The following is a 17,704-nucleotide window of genomic DNA, read 5'->3' on the forward strand; positions in this document are numbered from 1 at the left end:
AAACGATGACGACAGTGGATCCGGCGGGAACGCGGACACTTCAAACCGAGGTGCTGATCATCGGCGGCGGCGTGACCGGCACTGGCATCATGCGCGATCTGGCGTTGCGTGGCATTTCCTCCCTGCTGATCGACCGGCGCGACCTTAATGCCGGCGCATCGGGCGGCAATCACGGCCTGCTGCACAGCGGCGGGCGCTATGCGGTCGCCGACACCGAAACGGCAACCGAGTGCCGCCAGGAAGGCGATCTGCTGAAGAAGCTCGCGCCGCAATGCGTCGAGCCCTGCGGCGGGCTGTTCGTCGCCGTCGAAGGTGACGATCCAAGCTTCGTCGACAAGTTCCGCGCGCGCTGCCACGACGCCGGTATCGAGTGCGAACAACTGACGCCGAGCGATGCGTGCGAGCTGGAACCCTCGCTGTCAGAAAAGACCTTTGCGGCCTTCACCGTGCCGGATGCGACGGTGGATCCGTTCCGGCTGACGCTCGAGGCGGTCAACCATGCCCGTACCCTCACCGACAGCCGTTTCCTCGCCCATACCGAAGTCGTCGGCTTCGATATCGCCGACGGCGCGATCAAGGCCGCGCTCTGCCGCGACACGCGCACCGGCGAACAGGTCCGTATCGAGGCCGGTCAGGTCGTCAATGCGTCCGGTGCCTGGGCGATGCATGTGGCGCGGCTTGCCGGCTGCGAGGACATCACGCTGCTCTATTCGAAGGGCACGCTGATCATTTCCAACACGCGCATCTCCGACCGGGTGGTGAACCGGCTCCGCCTCCCCGGCGACGGCGACATTCTGGTTCCCGGCGGCACGGTCTCGCTGCTCGGCACGACGTCGGACAATATCGACGGGCTCGACGATATCCGCCCGACGGTGTCGGAGGTCGAGCGCGTTCTCAACGAGGGCGCGGCGATGGTGCCGGTGCTTGCCGACACCCGCTTCATCCGCGCCTTTTCCGGCGTGCGGCCGCTGTTGATGGCGCCGGGCGCCGGTGCCGACGGGCGCAAGGCGAGCCGTGGCTTCCAGCTCTTCGATCACGAGGATCAGGGCCTTGCCAATTTCGCCACCGTCTCGGGCGGCAAACTGACCACCTTCCGGCTAATGGCGGAAAAGACCTGCGATCTCGTCGCCCGCCGGCTTGGCAACGGCGCGCCTTGCCGCACGGCGGAAGAGCCGCTGCCGTCGGGCGATGCGGTGCGCTGGACTGAGCCCGGTTTCGCGCCGCGCTACTGGTTCAAGCGCAACGACCCGACCGACATGATCCTGTGCGAATGCGAGATGGTGCCGCAATCGGCCATCGACTCGATCGTCGAGGCCGCGCCAGGCGCCGAAGACCATATGTCGCTGCAGGCGATCAGCGTGCGCAGCCGCATCGGCAAGGGCTCCTGCCAGGGCGCCTTCTGCGGCATTCGCGTCACCTCGCACCTCTACGACCGGGGCGTCTATGACACCAGCGGCGGGCTCGTGCATTTGCGCGATTTCGTCGCCGAGCGCTTCAAGGGCGTGAAGCCGGTTCTGTGGGGCCGGCAAATGCCGCAAAGCGAACTCGCCGAAGCGATCCATTGCGGGCTGATGGGGCTTGACCGGCTTGAGGATGAGCCCCCCGCTGCCGGCGACGACACTGCGGAGGACCGGTCATGATCCGCGAACCGCGCCACCTGAAAACCCGCCTCGCCGTCATCGGCTCGGGCATCGCCGGCTTCGCCGCCAGCATCTTCGCGCTCGAACGCGGCATCGCCACCGCGCAGGTCGGCAACACTGGGGCGATTGCCTATACGAGCGGCTATTTCGATCTGCTCGGCATTTCCGGCGGCAAGCTGGTCGAGGACCCGTTCGCGGGTCTCGCCGAACTGCGCGAGGCCGAGCCCGGACATCCGCTGTCGCGCATTTCCGACGAGGACATCCGCGCCGCCTTTGCCGCGTTCACCAAAGCCATCACCGAGATGGGCATCGGCTACAGCGAGCCGGACAATGCCAATCACCGCGCACTGTTGCCGGCCGGCACGGCGAAGCCGACCTATGCGGTGCCGCGCACCATGGTTGCCGGCATCGAGGCCTATGCGGCGGGCACGCCGACGGTGATCGTCGACTTCGTCGGGTTGCAGGGATTTTCGGCCAATGAAATGGTCAGCAATCTGAAGGCCGACTGGCCGGCGTTGTCGGCCGCCCATATCGGTTTCCCCGACATGGACAGCGGCGTTCAGGTCTTCCCGGAAGTGATGGCGCGCGCGCTCGAAGTGCCGGCAACGCGCGAACAGCTTGCCGAGCGCCTGCGTGCAGTCGCGGGCGACGCCGAGGCAATCGGCCTTCCGGCAATGACCGGCATCCACCTGCCGGACAAGGTGCATGGCGAGCTTGAACGGCTCGTCGGCCTGCCGATTTTCGAAATCCCCACCATGCCGCCGGCGGTGCCCGGCATCCGGCTGCGCGAGATGTTCGAGCAGAAACTGCCGGAGCGCGGGCTGCAGCTCGTCAGCCAGCAGACGGTTGAGCACCTGACGCTCGGCGAAACGGGCATCACGCTGGCGCTGCACGACGCCTATGGCGACGTGACGATCGAGGCGGAAGCCGTGCTGCTCGCGACCGGCCGGTTCCTGTCGGGCGGTCTCGATGCCGGACGCGACCGCATCCGCGAGACCCTGCTCGATCTGCCGGTGGAACAACCCGAGGCGCGCGAAGACTGGCACAGCCGGCAATATTTCGATCCGAACGGCCACGCCATCAACCGCGCTGGGCTCGTCGTCGACGACCACTTCCGCCCGCTCGGACATGACGGCACGATCGTCGACCCGCGGCTCTACGCGGCCGGCATCGTGCTTGCCCGTCAGGACTGGGTGCGCCAGCGCTGCGGCGCCGGGGTCGCCATCGCCAGTGCCTATCGGGCGGTCGCATCGATTGCCGAAGATCTTGCCGCCGAGGCGTAGCGCTCTGACGGGCCAGAGCGGCTGGCGAACGGTCGGGAAAACACCTTCGCAGTTTATTCCGGTATCGTTTTTTCGACTTTTCTCATATGACCAACCGGCCAGATCCGGTTTTCTACCAATGCGGCATTCGGTCGGCCCCGCCCCGCCAAACCGCACCTTCTGAATGCGTTCGGTGCGACCTGAAACGCGCCCTGCCGCCACACGGGACGAAACAGTCCCACATGAAACTAATTTAACCCTGCGCTTTCCCTTGATCTTGCTCAGTTTTTTGTCATGCTGGCAAAGGGCTTGCCGACCCTCGAAAGAGGCATTTCGCAGTTTCGATTTTTCTTATTGATGCGCGTTTTGGCCTCGAATGGGCCTTGTTGACGTTCATTTGTTTTCGTTTCATAGTGCCTTGCCGTTTTTATGAAAGCGGCAATTTCGAGGCATTGAGTCCTGCAAATGCCCGTGGGAGGAAGACAATGAAAAGACTTCTGATGGGGTCGGTCGCTGCGGCCGCCCTTACCATGTTTGCCAGCCAGGCGTTCGCCGGCATGGCCGAAGCAGAAAAGTGGGTCAACGACGAGTTCCAGCCCTCTGCCATTTCGAAAGATGAGCAGCTCAAGGAGATGGAATGGTTCGTGAATGCGGCGAAGCCCTTCGCCGGCATGGAAATCAACGTTCTGTCGGAAGGCATTCCGACCCACGAATACGAATCGAAGGTTCTGACCAAGGCCTTTGAAGAGATCACCGGCATCAAGGTCAATCACCAGATCCTCGGCGAAGGCGAAGTCGTCCAGGCCGTTCAGACGCAGATGCAGACGAACCGCAATCTGTATGACGCCTATGTCAACGACTCCGACCTGATCGGCACCCATTCGCGCCTGCAGCTCGCCGTCAACCTTTCGAAGTGGATGGCCGGCGAAGGCAAGGACGTGACCCTGCCGACGCTCGATCTCGACGACTTCATGGGCAGGTCGTTCACCACCGGCCCGGACGGCGATCTGTATCAGCTGCCCGACCAACAGTTCGCGAACCTGTACTGGTTCCGCAAGGACTGGTTCGACCGCCCGGACCTGAAAGAGAAGTTCAAAGCCAAATACGGCTACGACCTCGGCGTTCCGGTCAACTGGTCGGCCTATGAAGATATCGCCGAGTTCTTCTCCGAAGACGTCAAGGAAGTGGACGGCGTACGCGTCTACGGCCACATGGACTACGGCAAGCGCGCTCCTGACCTTGGCTGGCGCATGACCGACGCGTGGCTGTCGATGGCCGGCACCGGCTCGGAAGGCGAGCCGAACGGTCGTCCGATCGACGAATGGGGCATCCGCATGGAAGCCGGTTCGTGCAACCCGGCCGGTGCGTCGGTGTCGCGCGGTGGCGAAGCCAACGGCCCGGCCTCCGTCTACGCGATCCGCAAATGGGACGAATGGCTGCGCAAATACGCGCCTCCGGGTGCGGCCGACTACGACTTCTATCGGTCTCTGCCGGCGCTCAGCCAGGGCAACGTCGCCCAGCAGATCTTCTGGTACACCGCGTTCCTCGCCGACATGGTCAAGCCGAAGTCGGAAGGCAACAACACGGTGGATGACGCCGGCATGCCGCTGTGGCGTGCAGCGCCGAGCCCGCACGGCCCGTATTGGAAGGAAGGCCAGAAGGTCGGTTACCAGGACGTGGGTTCCTGGACGATCCTGAAGTCGACCCCGACCGATCGCGCCAAGGCGGCCTGGCTTTATGCCCAGTTCGCGGTTTCGAAGACCGTCGACGTCAAGAAGAGCCATGTTGGTCTCACTTTCATCCGCGATTCCTCGATCCGGCATGAAAGCTTCACCGAACGCGCGCCGAAGCTCGGCGGTGTGGTCGAGTTCTATCGCTCGCCCGACCGCGTGCGCTGGTCGCCGACCGGCATCAACGTGCCCGACTATCCGAAACTGGCCCAGCTGTGGTGGCAGAATATCGGTGACGTGAACTCGGGCGCCTTCACGCCGCAGGAAGCCATGGACCGTCTCGCCGGCGAGATGGATCAGGTCATGGCCCGCATGCAGCGTGCCGACGAAGCCAACAACACCTATGGCGGCTGCGGTCCGCGCCTCAACGAGGAAAAGGACCCGTCGGAATGGCTCGGCAAGCCTGACGGCCCGAAGGCCAAGCTCGAGAACGAGAAGCCGATGGGCGAAACGATCGCTTACGACGATCTGGTCAAGCGCTGGACCGAAAACCAGTAAGACCGCGTTCCTCCCCGCCGGGGCGCCCTTCATGGGCGCCCCGGATTTCCCTGCACGTGGCTTCGGCCCAAGAGATCGACCTCGCCCCCGCCAACAATGCGGGATGTGGAAATGTCGATCGATATCGATAATCTAGAGCACCCTTGCTGCGCCGTTCTTCGCGCGCAGCCTGCTCTGGCCGGGACGGCGATCCATGACGCTCGAACTTAAAAAGATCACCAAACGCGTCGACGGCGAAGACCACATCTACGAAACATCGCTGAGCTTTGCCGAATACGGTTTCAACGTCCTTCTGGGGACGACGCTGTCGGGCAAGACGACGCTGATGCGGCTGATGGCCGGCCTGATCCACCCCTCGTCGGGCGAGATCTGGTTCAACGGCCGGAATGTGACCGGCGTGCCGGTGCAGAAGCGCAACGTGTCGATGGTCTACCAGCAATTCATCAACTACCCGAATTTCTCGGTGTTCGATAACATCGCCTCGCCGCTGAAGCTGGCGCGGATGAGCAAGGCCGACATCCGCAAGCGTGTCATCGACATCGCCGACCTGCTGCAACTGACCCCGATGCTCGAGCGCTCACCGTCGGAACTTTCCGGCGGCCAGCAGCAGCGCACGGCGCTGGCGAGAGCCCTCGTCAAGGACGCCGACCTGGTGCTGCTCGACGAGCCGCTCGCCAATCTCGACTTCAAGCTGCGCGAGGAATTGCGCGACGAGCTGCCGAAGCTGTTTGCCGACCGCAACTGCACGGTGATCTATGCCACGACGGAGCCCACGGAGGCGCTGCTGCTAGGCGGCCACACCGCCACGCTGCATGAGGGCCATGTCGCGGAATATGCGCCGACCGGGGAGCTTTATCGCAACCCGTCGAGCCTGGTCAGCGCGAAAGTGTTCTCCGAACCGCCGATCAACACCGCGCGAATCACCAAGAAGGGCGGCGAGTTCCAGATGGAGCCGAACATCACCTGGCCGGCGAAAGGTGCGCTCGCCTCGCTGCGCGACGGCACCTACCTGCTCGGCCTGCGCGCCCACCACATCGCGCCCGAACCGACCGGGTCGGAGAGCGTGCCGGTGCGCGGCAAGGTGCTCGTTTCCGAACTGAGCGGATCGGAGACCGTCATTCACATGGATATCGGCCCGCAGTCCTGGGTGTCGCAATTGAGCGGCATCCATTTCTATGACATCGGCCACCACGCCACGCTGCACGCGGACATGTCGCGGGCGATGCTGTTCACCGAAAGCGGAGAAAGGGTCGCGGCATGATCGACGCTCTGTTGACGACCAAGAAGCAGGTGCCGGAGGCGCAGCGGTAATGGCCAGTATCACCCTGCAGAACCTGCGTCACAGCTACCTGACCGAGCCCTCCAGCGTCGAGGATTATGCGCTGAAGCAGCTCGACGTCGAATGGGAAGACGGTGGCGCCTACGCCCTGCTCGGCCCGTCCGGCTGCGGCAAGACAACACTTTTGAACATCATCTCCGGGCTGCTGATCCCGTCGCACGGGCGGGTGCTGTTCGACGGCATCGACGTCACCGATCTTTCGCCGGACAAGCGCCAGATCGCCCAGGTGTTCCAGTTCCCGGTCGTCTACGACACGATGACCGTCTACGACAATCTCGCCTTCCCGTTGCGCAATCGCGGCGTCTCCGAGGTCGAGGTCGACCGGCGCGTGCGCGAAGTCGCCGAGATGACCGAGCTCACCGACATGCTGAAGCGGCGGGCTTCGGGGCTGACGGCGGACGGCAAGCAGAAGATCTCGCTCGGCCGCGGCCTGGTGCGTCCCGACGTCAACGTCATCATGTTCGACGAACCGCTGACGGTGATCGACCCGCATCTGAAGTGGCAGCTGCGCTCCAAGCTGCGCGAGCTGCACCAGCGCGTCGGCATGACGATGATCTACGTCACCCACGACCAGACCGAGGCACTGACCTTCGCCGACAAGGTGGTCGTGATGAAAGACGGCGAGGTGGTGCAGATCGGCACCCCGGTCGAGCTGTTCGAAAACCCGAACCACACCTTCGTCGGCCACTTCATCGGCTCGCCGGGCATGAACGTGCTGCCGGTTTCGGTCGAGGGCGGCAAGGTGCATTTCCACGGCCACATGGTCGATGTCAGCGGCGCGGTGCCGGCAAATGGCTCGGGGCGCTACGAAATCGGCGTGCGGCCGGAATTCGTCTTCCTCGCGCCGACCGGCATCCCGGTCAAGATCGCCAAGGTGAGCGATGCCGGCCGCTTCCGCATCGTCGATGCGATGCATGACGAGCACCGCATCAAGCTGTTGATCGGCGACGGCGAAGACATTTCGGGCGACACCGCCCATCTGGCGTTCGACGCCACCCGCACGCATCTCTATCGCGACGGCTGGCGTGTCGAGGACGGGGGCACGGCATGAACAAGACCGTCAACCAAAAAGCCTGGTTCTTCGTCCTTCCCGTTGTGGCGCTGGTCGCCTTCAACGCCCTCATCCCGCTGATGACGGTGGTGAACTACTCGGTTCAGGAGACCTTCGGCGACAACATGTTCTTCTGGTCGGGCGTGACCTGGTTCGAACAGATCCTCAATTCGTCGCGCTTCCACGCGGCGCTTGGCCGGCAGTTGTTCTTCACCTTCACCATCCTCGCCATCGAGGTGCCGCTCGGCGTCATGATCGCACTCGCCATGCCGCGCAAGGGCTTCTGGGTGCCAGTGTGTCTGGTGCTGATGGCGCTGCCGCTGCTCATTCCGTGGAACGTCGTCGGCGCGATGTGGAACATCTTCGCGCTGCCCGAACTCGGCCTGCTCGGCAAGACGCTGAACTCGATCGGCTTCGACTACAATTTCACCCGCCAGCCGGGCGACGCGTGGTTCACGCTGATCCTGATGGATGTGTGGCACTGGACGTCGCTCGTCGTGCTGCTCGCCTATGCCGGCCTCGTCTCGATCCCCGACGCCTATTATCAGGCGGCCAAGATCGACGGCGCCAAATCCTGGGCGATTTTCCGCTACATCCAGCTGCCGAAGATGAAGCGGGTGCTGACCATCGCGATCCTGTTGCGGTTCATGGATTCCTTCAACGTCTACACCGAACTGTCGGTGCTGACGGGTGGCGGACCGGGGAACTCCACGACGCTTCTGTCGATCGATCTGGTGAAGATCGCGCTTGGCCAGTTCGACCTCGGCCCGGCGGCGGCGATGTCGCTGATCTACTTCCTGATCATCCTGCTTTTGAGCTGGATCTTCTATTCCCTCATGATGAAAAACGAGGAACAGTGATGCGCAGCGCCCGCTTCCTCATTCCCACGATCTACATCGTTTTCCTGATGCTGCCGATCTACTGGCTCTTGACGATGTCGTTCAAGACGACCAACGAGATCCTCGGCTCGTTCACGCTGTGGCCGCAGACCTTCACGCTGGAGAACTACGCGAAGATCTTCACCGATCCGACGTGGTACATGGGCTACGTCAACTCGATCACCTATGTGCTGATCAACACGGTGCTTTCGGTGGCGGTCGCGCTGCCGGCGGCCTACGCGTTCTCGCGCTACCGCTTCCTCGGCGACAAGCACCTGTTCTTCTGGCTCTTGACCAACCGCATGGCGCCGGCAGCCGTGTTCGCCCTGCCCTTCTTCCAGCTCTATTCGGCGGTCGGGCTGTTCGACACCCATCTGGCGATCGCGCTCGCACACACGCTGTTCAACATTCCACTCGCGGTATGGATCCTCGAAGGCTTCATGTCCGGCGTGCCGAAGGAACTCGACGAGACGGCCTATGTGGACGGCTACCCGTTCTGGAAGTTCTTCCTGAAGATCTTCATGCCGACGATTGCCGCCGGTATTGGCGTCGCCGCCTTCTTCTGCTTCATGTTCTCGTGGGTGGAGCTGCTGCTGGCGAAGACGCTGACTGCCGTCGAGGCCAAGCCGATCGCCGCCGTGATGACGCGTACCGCCTCGACGTCGGGCTACGAGCTCGGCCTTCTGGCCGCCGCCGGTGTCCTGACGATCATTCCGGGCGCCTTCGTCATCTATTTCGTGCGCAACTACATCGCCAAGGGCTTCGCGCTCGGGCGGGTCTAGAGCGTATTCCCGAACCGCAGGTCCGCGGCAGCGAAAAGTGGGGACCGGTTTTCGGACAAGAATACGCGTCAAAACAAATGGATAGAGCGTTTTCAGTGATTCAATATTCACAGATAACGCTCTAGAATACCGCGCCGCATTCGGCCAAGGGAGGATGCAGTATGGGACTGTCATGGATGGCCTGGACGTGGCCGACGGCGGCGTTCTTCGTCTTCATCGCGCTTGCCATCACGACCATGGGGGTGTGGGAGTATTTCTCGCCCGGCGGGGCGCCGCGGCGCGGCATCCTCACGCTCGATACGACGCGCGGCGACCGGCTGTTCGTGACGCTTCTCGGCAGCGCGTTCATCTTCCTCGCCTGGCTCGGGATCATGGGCACGCCGCTGTGGGCGCCGCTCGGCATCGCCATCGTCTGGGCGGTGCTGGTGTTCCGCTACGTCTGAACAATTCGCCTTGAAAGCCGGGGGGCCGGGGCAGGTTGGCAACAGAAGGCCGCGTTCAGCGCCCGTTGCCGGCCTCTCTGAGCTTTTCGATCGCCCGCCAGAAGGCGTCGTGCAGATGCGGATCGATGCCAGCCGCGCGCAGCATCTTGATGACCGTTTCCTGATCCTCATGCCAGATCACGCTGCGCACCCGCTCCATCCGGGTCCCCGACAGAACCGATAGCGCGGCGGCACAGAACGGCACGGCGTCGTCCTGCAGCGTCCGCAGCAGGAAACCGCCGGTCAGCACCTGCTGCTTGCGCAGGCGTACCGCACGGGGCAGCAGTTCGTGTTCGGGCAGTTCGCGCACGACCTGCAGGATCGCCGCCTGCCCGGCCGATATCGCCATGGGATCCGTTTGCGCCCGCATGTTGTAGGAGGCCGCCAGCTTGGCGCGCGCCGCCGCCGAAACCTTCTCGATCAGCTTGATGACGATTTCGGTGCTGAGCCCGTCGCGCTCGGCCAGCTTGTCGAGCACCCAGGGGGCTTGTTCGTTGCGGTCGATAACGGCGTGGCAGACCAGCGTTGTCGTCGGGGCATGGGTGTTGCCGACAAGGGCTTCGGCGACGACCGTGTCGCCCAGTTCGGCAAGCGCCAGCGCGATCCCTTCGCTGAGCGATCTGCGTTGGGCCACCGCGATACGTGCCCCGCGCGAGATGGTCAGGATGAGCTGCTGCCAGTCCTTTTCGGAAAACACCTCGGTAACCCGCAGGAACGGACAGGCAATGGAATCGACGTCGTGGGCGATCTTCAGAGCAATGTCCTTGGGCAGGTGATCGGCATGCCGAACAGCCTCCGCCAAGGCCCGGCGGACCCGTTCGATCGCATCGGTGACAAGCTCGCGAGCAAGAATCTCGGCCGCCTGGCGCTCGCATTCCGCGAGCTCTCCCGCGGTCAGCAAAGCCCCAACCCGGCCGGCTATCGTCACCCGTGCGGCTTCATCCTTTCCGGCAAGCTGACTGCCGAACTGCCCTTCGATCATGGAACGCCCCTGGACCCCTGTGCGTCACACGAATCATGCACGCATTTGCTTGTGCATTTGTTAAATTTTTTCCGTATTCTCTTCTTCTTCTTCATATTTTTCGTATTTGAGCGTCTTTCCTTCGCAGCAATTTACGTTACGTCATAGGAAAAACATCTCGCGATTCGAGAGGACTATTGTCTTTCATGCTCCGCTATGATGAAAAGCCGCAAAATCAATTTGTTTCGGCAAGCAAACAGGATTCGTTGAAAAGATTCGCGCTCTGCGGGTTCTGCGACAAAACACAATCGCGCCGCGCGGACGGCCCGATAAAGGTCGCAGCCCGCGACGGAGCATAACAATCCGGCACTCACGTGCGCTATTGCCTATTTTCCTTGCATGTAAGGCGTCTGCTCAAGAAATCACCGATGGACTCGCGCGCGCACCTTAACGTATTGGTTTTATTATCTTATGCCGCTCTTTTCAACTTCCTGGAGACAATGGCACGGCAATTGCTGCACACTTCTCCAAACATTTGCCGGCGTCGCAAGGTGCGCGCCGCACGGTACGGGAGGTGGCAATGGGGTTCCCCTACACAACATCAGGACGAAACACCGCAAAGCGCTTCGTGCGCGCCGGCTGAGCGCAGCCGGCGTCGGCTCGTGGAAATCGCCCTTCCATGAACAGCGCTTTGAGGGATAGGGTTAAATTCGCGAGCGGCCCGCTGTGTTCGGCATTCATCGACATGCGCGGGGAACGAACGACATCGACAAAGCGCCGGAAATAGATACAGGTAACAGAGTCATGGACCAGGAACGCGCTGCCTATTTCGACGAAATGTTCGGCCACGGGGAAACCCCGCGCGACTGCTATGCCGACTACCATGACTGGATCAATGAGGACGATCTGCCGCGGCTGCGCCGCAAGGCGAGCGAGGCGGAGGCCTTCTTCAGACGCATCGGCATCACCTTCGCCGTCTATGGCAACGAGGAGACGACGGAGCGGCTCATTCCCTTCGACATCATCCCGCGCATCATTTCGGCGCGCGAATGGAGCCGGCTTGCGCGCGGCATCGAGCAGCGCGTGCGGGCGATCAACGCCTTTCTCTACGACATCTATCACCGCCAGGAGATCTTGCGGGCCGGGCGCATTCCCGTCGAGCTGATCGCCAACAACGACGCTTTCCTGCCCCAGATGATCGGCGTCACCCCGCCGGGCAACGTCTACACGCACATTGTCGGCGTCGACATCGTGCGCGCGGGCGAGGATGAGTTCTACGTTCTGGAAGACAATGCGCGTACCCCGTCGGGCGTTTCCTACATGCTGGAAAACCGGGAAACGATGATCCAGATGTTCCCCGAGCTGTTCACCCGCAACAAGATTCAAAACGTCAGCAGCTATCCGCGCAATCTTCGCCGGTCTCTCGCGGCCTCGGCACCGCAGGCCTGCACCGGCAAACCCGTCGTCGCGGTGCTCACGCCGGGCATCCACAACTCGGCCTATTTCGAGCACGCCTTCCTTGCCGACCAGATGGGCTGCGAACTTGTCGAGGGCCATGACGTCAAGGTTGTCGACGGGCGCATCGCGATGCGCACGACGCGCGGTTACACACCGATCGACGTGATCTACCGGCGGGTCGACGACGATTATCTCGACCCGCTGAACTTCCGGCCCGATTCCATGCTCGGCGTCCCCGGCATCATGGACGTCTACCGAGCCGGCGGCATCACGATCGCCAACGCGCCGGGCACCGGGATCGCCGACGACAAGGCGATCTACTCCTACATGCCGGAAATCGTCGAGTTCTACACCGGCGAGAAGGCACTTTTGAAAAACGTCCCGACATGGCGCTGCTCGGAGCCGGACGCGCTGGCCTATGTGCTCGACCATCTGCCGGAACTGGTGGTCAAGGAAGTGCACGGCTCGGGCGGCTACGGCATGCTGGTCGGCCCTGCCGCCAGCAAGAAGGAGCTCGCCGCCTTTAAGGCGAAGCTGCAAGCGCGGCCGGGCAACTATATCGCCCAGCCGACGCTGTCGCTGTCGACGGTGCCAATCCTGACCAAGCAGGGCCTGGCGCCGCGCCACGTCGATCTCAGACCGTTCGTGCTGGTTTCGCCCGACAACATCAACATCACGCCGGGCGGCCTGACCCGGGTGGCGCTGAAGAAGGGGTCCCTGGTGGTCAATTCGAGCCAGGGCGGCGGCACCAAGGACACATGGGTACTGGAGGAGTAGCGTAATGCTGGGCAAAACCGCCGGTGGCCTGTTCTGGATGTTCCGTTATCTCGAGCGCAGCGAAAACACCGCACGCCTGATCGATGCCGGCTTTCACATGGCGCTGACCCGTTCGGCCTCGGCCGAAGACGAATGGGCGTCGGTCGTCAGCACGGCCGGCGTGACCGACGACTTCCTCAACCGGCACGATCAGTATACGGCCCCCAGCGTCATCGATTTCCTGCTGCGGGATCCGTCGAACCCGTCGAGCGTCACCTCGGTGATCGAAGCGGCTCGCAGCAATGCGCGCATGGTGCGCACCGCGCTGACCCGGGAAGTCTGGGAAGCGACCAACGAGTGCTGGATCACGCTCAAGGATGCGCTGGCACGCCCGGTGCGCGAGCGCGAACTGCCGGCGGTGCTCGATCTGGTCCGCCAGCAAAGCGCACAGGTGCGCGGCGCCCTGCACGGCACCATGCTGCGCAATGAAATCTACAATTTTGCCCGCATCGGCACCTTTCTCGAACGCGCCGACAACACCGCGCGCATTCTCGACGTGAAATACTACGTATTGCTGCCGTCGATCTCGTTCATCGGCACCTCGCTCGACAATATCCAGTGGGAGACGATCCTGCGTTCGGTGTCGGCGATGCGCGCCTATCGCTGGCTCAACGAGGGAGAAGCAAATCCGCGCGGGATTGCCGATTTCATCATTCTCGACCGGCGGCTGCCGCGTTCGCTGGCATTTTGCTACAGCAAGATCGTCGGCAATCTGAACTATCTCGCCAATGACTACGGCCAGCGCAATCCATGCCACGTCAAGGCAGAAGCGCTTTACAGTCAGTTGATGGATACGACCATCGATGACATCTTTGAGCGCGGGCTGCATGAGTTCATCGAGAGCTTCCTGCAGGATAACAACGCGCTGGGCCTGCAAATCCAGCAGGACTACGGGTTTTACGGTTAGAACGATGAAGCTCAACATCACGCACCGGACCGAATATCACTACGATCAGCCCGTCGCCTACGCGCTGCAGCAGCTGAGGCTGACGCCGAAATCGAGCCACGGCCAGAAGGTCCTGTCGTGGCAGACCTCCGTGCTTGGCGGCCACAAGGAGGCCGAATATCAGGATCAGCACGACAATCATGTCGAACTGGTGAGTTTCGATCCCGGCCAGGAGACCATCGTGGTCGCCTGCGAGGGCGAAGTCGAAACGGCCGACAATGCGGGCGTGACCGGTCCGCATTACGGCTATGCGCCACTTTGGTTCTTCCGCCGCCCGACGCCGCTGACCAAGCCCGGTCCTGCGATCCGCAAGCTGGCCCGCGCCGCCGACCAGACCGGCGACAGCGCGGTTGCCCATCTGCACGCCCTGTCGGCAATGATCGCCGAACAGGTGAGCTACAAGGTCGGCACGACGCACGCCGAAACGCTGGCCGAAGAAGCGCTCAATGCCGGTCACGGCGTCTGCCAGGATCATGCCCATATCTTCCTCGCCGCGGCACGCCTGCTCGGCTTTCCTGCCCGCTATGTCAGCGGCTATCTGCTGCTCGACGACACGATCGAACAGGATGCCAGCCACGGCTGGGCGGAAGTACACGTGGACGGGCTGGGATGGGTAGGGTTCGACATCTCCAACCGCATCTCACCGGACGAGCGATACGTGCGGGTGGCAAGCGGCCTCGACTACAAGGACGCGGCGCCGATATCGGGAATGCGTTTCGGCGATGCAGGCGAATCGATGATTGTAAGCTTGCAGGTTCAGCAGTAGCATTCGCGCACATTCAGCCGGATTCCACATCACATGACCTATTGTGTCGGATTGCGCCTCAATCATGGCCTCGTATTCATGTCCGACACCCGCACCAATGCGGGCGTCGACAACGTGTCCGTTTTCCGCAAGATGTTCACCTGGTCAAAGCCGGGCGACCGCGTCATCACGATGCTGACGGCGGGCAATCTGGCGACCACGCAAGCCCTCGTCAGCCTGCTCGACGAACGCTCCAAGGCACCGGCCGATCGCAGCCCGTCGCTGCTCGAGGCCCCGTCGATGTTTCAGGTCGTAAGCATCATCGGCGAGACGCTGCGCGAGGTCATTCAGTCGCACGGCATCAGCGGGCAGCGCGCCGATTCGACCTTCAACGCGACCATGATCGTCGGTGGCCAGATCGCCACGAGCGAGCCGCGCCTGTTCATGATCTACCCGGAAGGCAATTTCATCGAAGCCTCCAACGACACGCCGTTTTTCCAGATCGGCGAGACCAAATACGGCCGGCCGATCCTTGTGCGCGCCTATGATCCCGACATGAGTTTCGAGGATGCGGTGAAGCTGCTGCTGGTCTCGTTCGACTCGACCATCAAGGCCAATCTGTCCGTCGGCCTGCCGCTCGACCTGCAGACCTATCACGCCGGTAGCCTGGACATCGGCGAGCAACGGCGCATCGACGCCGAGGATCCGTATTACCAGCTCATCTCGACGGGCTGGGGCGAAGCGTTGAGGGACGCATTCTCGTCGCTGCCGCAATACTCGTTCGACACCTAACCGCCCTCGGGCGAGAGGCGGCAGGGGGCGCATCGCCGCGCTGCCGTTTCCTGGAGGCCGCATGAGCGATCCGTTTTTCCATCCCGTATCCGCTTTCGACCTGCCGCGCTTTGCCGGCGTGCCGACCTTCATGCGCCTGCCTTACGTGCCGCTCAACGACGCGAAGATCGGCGAGGTCGAGATCGGGCTGATCGGCATGCCGTGGGATGGCGGCACGACGAACCGGCCGGGACCGCGACACGGGCCACGCCAGCTGCGCGACCTGTCGACCATGATCCGCGCGCAGCACAGCGTCACCGGCATCCGCCCGTTCGAGATGGTGGCGGCCGCCGACCTTGGCGACGTGTCGCCCAATCCGTGCGACTTGCACGACAGCCTGGATCGCTTCACCGCCTTCTACAAGCGGGTCAAGCAGGTCGGTATCGCGCCGCTTTCGGCCGGCGGCGATCATCTCTGCACCCTGCCCGTTCTGCGTGGCGTTGCCGCCGATGCTCCAGTTGGCCTCGTTCATTTCGACGCCCACACCGACCTCACGCGCAGCTATTTCAACGGTTCGCTCTACACCCACGGCACGCCATTCCGCCGCGCCGTCGAGGAGGGGCTGATCGATCCGACGCGCACCGTGCAGATCGGCATTCGCGGCACGGCCTACGACAATGAGGACCGCGACTTCGCGGCCTCGGTCGGCATCCGCATCATCGCGATCGAGGAATACTTCGCGCGCGGCGTTGCCGATGTGATGGCCGAAGCGCGCGACATCGTCGGCGACCAGCCGACCTATGTTTCCTACGACATCGATTTCGTCGATCCGGCCTACGCGCCGGGAACCGGAACCCCGGAGGTCGGCGGGCCGACCAGCTTCGAGGCGATGCAGGTGGTGCGCGAACTGGCCGGCGTCGACATCATCGGCGCCGATCTGGTCGAGGTCTCGCCGCCCTTCGACACCTCCGGCAACACGGCCTGGCTCGGTGTGTCGCTGATGTTCGAACTGTTGTGCGTGATGGCGCCCGCGCTGCGCCGGCGCAAGGACGAAGCGTCGGGCGATCCCGAACAGCTTTCCTGCTGACCCTAATAGGCGGGCGAATATCCCCGGCAAAGCATGTCGCGCTCGAAAAGAAACGCGCAACATGCTTTGCCTGATTTTTTTCACGCGTTTTCTAATCCGAAAAGTCTGTCAACTTTTCGGGAAAGCGCTTTAGACTCGTGATTTCTTCCGCCGCCGCGAGAGGATGCGCGATGCTCGGTTATCTGACCTTCATTTTCGTCTGCCAGCTGATCGGTGAAGTCACCGTGCGGGCGACCGGCCTGCCGGTGCCCGGCCCGGTCCTCGGCATGGTGCTGTTGTTCCTGTTCCTCGCCATACGAGGCGGCATCCCGGACGACCTCGCGCGCACCGCCGACGGGCTGCTCAACAATCTGTCGCTGCTGTTCGTGCCGGCCGGCGTCGGCGTCATGCTGCATATCGAGCTGATCGGCCGCGACCTGCTGCCGATCGCCGTCGCGCTTGTCGGTTCGACGGCGCTGACGGTGGCCGTCACCGCGCTGTTGATGAACTGGCTTCGGCCAACGTCGGACGATGACAGCGCGAAGGATGCGGGCTGATGGGCGATCTTCGCGATATCTGGGTCTATCTGAGCGCCAGCCCGCTGTTGCACCTGACGTTGACGCTGGTCGCCTTTCAGGCCGGCTTTTGGCTCTATCGCAAGGGCAAACTCAACCCGCTGCTCAATCCGGTGCTGATCGCCGTGCTGATCATCGTGGCGACCCTGTTCGCCACCGGCACAAGCTACGAGACCTATTTCGACGGCGCGCAGTTCGTACACTTCCTGCTCGGCCCGGCAACCGTCGCGCTCGCCATTCCGCTCTACCGGCAATTCAACAAGGTGCGCCGCTCCGCGCTTGCGCTTCTGACCAGCATCATCGCCGGCTCGCTGACTGCGGCAATCTCGGCTGTCGGGATCGGCTATTTCCTCGGCGCCTCGAAGGACACGCTGATCTCGCTCGCGCCGAAATCGGTGACGGCGCCCGTCGCCATGGGAATTTCCGCGCAGTTCGGCGGCCTGCCCTCGCTGACCGCCGTGCTCGTCATCCTCACCGGCATTCTCGGCGCGATGATCGGCCCCGGCCTGCTCAACCTTCTGCGCATCCGCGACTGGGGCGCGCGTGGCGTCGCCATCGGCACGGCGAGCCACGGCATCGGCACGGCCCGCGCGCTGCAGGTCAGCGAAGTGGCCGGCGCCTTTTCCGGCCTCGCCATGGGGCTGAACGCGCTCGCGACCGCGATCCTGCTGCCGCTTCTATGGAAGCTTTTCTTTTAAAACACC

The 17,704-nt window shown here is 63.0% G+C and carries 16 protein-coding genes; 15 read left to right on the forward strand and 1 reads right to left on the reverse strand.

Annotation, left to right across the window (positions count from 1 at the left end):
- The first annotated feature begins 5 nt into the window (after nt 1-5).
- The 8 genes from glpA (at nt 6) to C0606_05785 (ending at nt 9,623) form a co-directional block, all read left to right on the forward strand.
- On the forward strand, nt 6-1,640 hold the full coding sequence (gene glpA / locus C0606_05750) for an anaerobic glycerol-3-phosphate dehydrogenase subunit A (GenBank protein PLX37773.1): 1,635 nt from the start codon (nt 6-8) through the stop codon (nt 1,638-1,640).
- A complete protein-coding gene (gene glpB / locus C0606_05755; GenBank protein PLX37774.1) occupies nt 1,637-2,923 on the forward strand; it encodes an anaerobic glycerol-3-phosphate dehydrogenase subunit B in 1,287 nt (428 codons plus the stop codon). Before glpA ends, glpB begins: the two co-directional genes overlap by 4 nt.
- A 464-nt stretch (nt 2,924-3,387) precedes the next feature.
- Nucleotides 3,388-5,130, forward strand: a complete 1,743-nt coding sequence (locus C0606_05760) for an ABC transporter substrate-binding protein (GenBank protein PLX37775.1) — start codon at nt 3,388-3,390, stop codon at nt 5,128-5,130.
- A gap of 193 nt (nt 5,131-5,323) precedes the next feature.
- Nucleotides 5,324-6,391, forward strand: coding sequence for an ABC transporter ATP-binding protein (locus tag C0606_05765; GenBank protein PLX37776.1), 1,068 nt, complete (start codon nt 5,324-5,326; stop codon nt 6,389-6,391).
- Nucleotides 6,392-6,440: 49 nt separating this feature from the next.
- Nucleotides 6,441-7,520 carry an ABC transporter ATP-binding protein gene (locus C0606_05770; GenBank protein PLX37777.1) on the forward strand — a complete coding sequence of 360 codons (1,080 nt, stop codon included), beginning with the start codon at nt 6,441-6,443 and terminating at the stop codon, nt 7,518-7,520.
- Nucleotides 7,517-8,380, forward strand: coding sequence for an ABC transporter permease (locus C0606_05775; GenBank protein PLX37778.1), 864 nt, complete (start codon nt 7,517-7,519; stop codon nt 8,378-8,380). The genes C0606_05770 and C0606_05775 overlap by 4 nt, the downstream gene beginning before the upstream one ends.
- Nucleotides 8,380-9,180, forward strand: a complete 801-nt coding sequence (locus C0606_05780) for a sugar ABC transporter permease (protein ID PLX37779.1) — start codon at nt 8,380-8,382, stop codon at nt 9,178-9,180. The genes C0606_05775 and C0606_05780 overlap by 1 nt, the downstream gene beginning before the upstream one ends.
- Nucleotides 9,181-9,341: 161 nt before the next feature.
- Nucleotides 9,342-9,623 (forward strand): hypothetical protein, encoded by a 282-nt coding sequence (locus tag C0606_05785; GenBank protein PLX37780.1) that lies wholly within the window; start codon nt 9,342-9,344, stop codon nt 9,621-9,623.
- 55 nt (nt 9,624-9,678) lie between these two features.
- On the opposite strand, the gene C0606_05790 is transcribed toward C0606_05785, so the two are convergent.
- Nucleotides 9,679-10,644, reverse strand: coding sequence for a hypothetical protein (locus C0606_05790; GenBank protein PLX37781.1), 966 nt, complete (start codon nt 10,642-10,644; stop codon nt 9,679-9,681).
- An 816-nt stretch (nt 10,645-11,460) separates the two neighbouring features.
- On the opposite strand from C0606_05790, the gene C0606_05795 reads away from it, so the two are divergent.
- From C0606_05795 to C0606_05825, 7 genes are all read left to right on the forward strand, one after another.
- The gene (locus tag C0606_05795) at nt 11,461-12,858 is read left to right on the forward strand and encodes a hypothetical protein (GenBank protein PLX38699.1); all 1,398 of its coding nucleotides are present in this window, start codon (nt 11,461-11,463) and stop codon (nt 12,856-12,858) included.
- Nucleotides 12,859-12,862: 4 nt separating this feature from the next.
- The gene (locus tag C0606_05800; GenBank protein PLX37782.1) at nt 12,863-13,804 is read left to right on the forward strand and encodes a hypothetical protein; all 942 of its coding nucleotides are present in this window, start codon (nt 12,863-12,865) and stop codon (nt 13,802-13,804) included.
- Between the two features lie 4 nt (nt 13,805-13,808).
- Nucleotides 13,809-14,609, forward strand: a complete 801-nt coding sequence (locus C0606_05805; GenBank protein ID PLX37783.1) for a transglutaminase — start codon at nt 13,809-13,811, stop codon at nt 14,607-14,609.
- Between the two features lie 33 nt (nt 14,610-14,642).
- Entirely contained in the window at nt 14,643-15,380 is a 738-nt protein-coding gene (locus C0606_05810; GenBank protein ID PLX37784.1) for a peptidase, read from the forward strand.
- Between the two features lie 61 nt (nt 15,381-15,441).
- Complete coding sequence (gene speB, locus C0606_05815) at nt 15,442-16,446, forward strand: agmatinase (protein PLX37785.1); 1,005 nt, start codon at nt 15,442-15,444, stop codon at nt 16,444-16,446.
- Between the two features lie 170 nt (nt 16,447-16,616).
- Nucleotides 16,617-16,982 carry a CidA/LrgA family protein gene (locus C0606_05820; GenBank protein ID PLX37786.1) on the forward strand — a complete coding sequence of 122 codons (366 nt, stop codon included), beginning with the start codon at nt 16,617-16,619 and terminating at the stop codon, nt 16,980-16,982.
- Entirely contained in the window at nt 16,982-17,698 is a 717-nt protein-coding gene (locus tag C0606_05825) for a hypothetical protein (protein PLX37787.1), read from the forward strand. The genes C0606_05820 and C0606_05825 overlap by 1 nt, the downstream gene beginning before the upstream one ends.
- The last annotated feature ends 6 nt before the right edge of the window (nt 17,699-17,704 follow it).

Source organism: Hyphomicrobiales bacterium (genome assembly GCA_002869065.1).
In the GTDB taxonomy this organism is placed as follows: domain Bacteria; phylum Pseudomonadota; class Alphaproteobacteria; order Rhizobiales; family Rhodobiaceae; genus Rhodobium.